Origin of the sequence: Synechococcus sp. GFB01 (assembly GCF_001039265.1) — a bacterium.
In the GTDB taxonomy this organism is placed as follows: Bacteria; Cyanobacteriota; Cyanobacteriia; order PCC-6307; family Cyanobiaceae; genus NIES-981.
This window is the reverse complement of the sequence record NZ_LFEK01000053.1, coordinates 1-1,245: the sequence shown is the minus strand read 5'-3', so window position 1 is coordinate 1,245 and position 1,245 is coordinate 1. Positions and strand designations below refer to the sequence as shown.

Sequence of the window (1,245 nt, the reverse complement as noted above, 5' to 3'; positions counted from 1 at the left end):
CGCCTGGGTGGTGTGCAGCGCATCCGCCTGGATCAGAACACCCTCCAGCTCAAGGGTGCTGAGCAGCTCCTTGAGGGCTGCACGCTCGCTGGAATCACTGGTGTCGTAGGCCTTCTGGGCCAGGGCGACGCCGAGTGCACGGGCGTAGACCGTGACCTGGGCGACAAAGCGGTAGCTGCCATCCCCGCTCTGGAGCGCGGAGCCGCGCAGGGTCTTGCCGTCGCAGACNAACTGATTCAGGCCCTCGGCGCCGCCAGGGATCTGGCTGATCATCCAGGCCTGCAGCACCTGGCCGAACTCCTGGAGGTGGGACTTGTTGAACAGGTACAGGAAGGTGGCATCCGAAGGCCAGCGCTTGTAGTCGAGGCCGAGGGCCTGGTTCAGAGCCTCCCGGTGCCGACGGGCGAAACGCCCAAGATCCCGCGAGCTGCGGCAGCCACTGAAGATCCCCAGCACCGCCACCAGCAGGAGGAACCACTGCGGGTAGCGGACACCACGGCGGTAGCGGCCGTCGGGGATCGCCTTGAGGAAGCTGATGAGGTCATCCGGAACAGCCTGATCGACTGCGACGGAACGGGTTTCGGCCATTGGAAGGGGAAATCCCGCTGACCAAAACCAATCCTGACAGGCCAGCCAAGACCTATGCAGACAGACTTTTAGGCGGCCCTGAGGGTCCAGGTGATGTCACGGCCCNGTTTCACTTCCCGTTTGCTGGTGCGCCAGGGGATTCGCCGGCCGTATGTGAGCCGATCTCTGATCAGCTGAAACCCCTTGCGGCGGCTGTGTTTGACGGCGATCAGGAACTCGGCGCCCCGCTGGGCGAGGTACAGGAAAAAGGGCGGTTGGCATGCAGCGCGCCGGCCTGCACCAGCACACCCTCAAGCTCCACCGCCTCCAGCAGCTGGCGCAGCGCCTGGATTTCGCCACCGGCATCGGTGGCGTAGGTGGTCTGGGCAATCGCCACACCCAGGCTCTGGGAGTAGAGGCTCACCTGGGCGATGAACCGCGCGGCGCCAGAAGCGGTCTCGTCGATGGAGCCCCGTAGGGTTTTGCCGTCACAGACCAGGGTGTCGAGCTCCTCGGCCACACCGGGCTGGGCGGCCATCCAGTCACGCAGCAGGGTTTCAAAACCCGCCACGTCCAGCTGGGCCAGCAGCAACCGGAAGGTCGAATCCGACGGCGACTTGCCGAAATCAGTGCCCAGCAGCTCGTTGAGCGTCTGACGGTGCCGTTTTGCAAAGCGCT

Annotated in this window: 2 protein-coding genes; both read right to left on the bottom strand. The window is 64.9% G+C overall.

What is annotated here, in order from left to right:
- The coding region (locus SYNGFB01_RS07720; RefSeq protein ID WP_048017590.1) for an ISAs1 family transposase at positions 1-588 on the bottom strand (588 nt) is incomplete at its 3' end.
- A gap of 208 nt (positions 589-796) precedes the next feature.
- The coding region (locus SYNGFB01_RS14580; RefSeq protein ID WP_048017589.1) for a DDE transposase family protein at positions 797-1,245 on the bottom strand (449 nt) is incomplete at its 5' end.